Source organism: Flavobacterium sp. GNP011 (genome assembly GCF_056428925.1).
This window is the reverse complement of the sequence record NZ_JBWJVJ010000056.1, coordinates 1-657: the sequence shown is the minus strand read 5'-3', so window position 1 is coordinate 657 and position 657 is coordinate 1. Positions and strand designations below refer to the sequence as shown.

The window sequence follows — 657 nt, the reverse complement described above, 5'->3', positions numbered from 1 at the left end:
TCTGGTTACAACAGATCAGTATCTAACTTATCCGGAACTAAAGCAAGTTTAAGTCAAGCAGATGCTTCTTTTAAAGAATCAAAAGCAAACTACGATAGAAACAAAACATTGTTTGATAAAGGAATCATTTCAAAGTCGGATTGGGACAAGGCTATTGCTTCGTTTGAAGTTGCAAAAGCATCAAAACAATCAGCTTATTACAACGTTCAAAGCGCCTCTGCAACAGTAAATGAAGCCAAAGATAATCTAGGACGTACAACTATTTATGCGCCTGCTGACGGAACTATTTCTATGTTGAATGTAGAATTAGGAGAGCGTGTTTTAGGTACACAACAAATGACAGGAACCGAAATTTTGAGAGTGGCCAACTTGAATAATATGGAGGTTGAAGTAGATGTTAATGAGAATGACATTGTAAAAATTAAAGTTGGAGATGAGGCTAATGTTGAAGTAGATGCATATCTAAAAAAACAATTCAAAGGTGTTGTTACAAGTATCTCAAATTCTGCTAGCTCTGCATTAACGGCTGATCAAGTAACTAATTTTAAAGTTAAAGTAAGAATAATGAAAGAATCGTACGAAGATTTATTAGAAGGGAAACCAAATACGTACTCTCCTTTTAGACCAGGAATGACAGCTACGGTAGATATTATTACT

At 34.9% G+C, this 657-nt stretch carries 1 protein-coding gene; it reads left to right on the top strand.

The window, feature by feature from the left end; genetic code table 11:
- On the top strand, positions 1-657 hold a 657-nt coding region (locus AC061E_RS16605), incomplete at both ends, for an HlyD family secretion protein (RefSeq protein ID WP_478287250.1).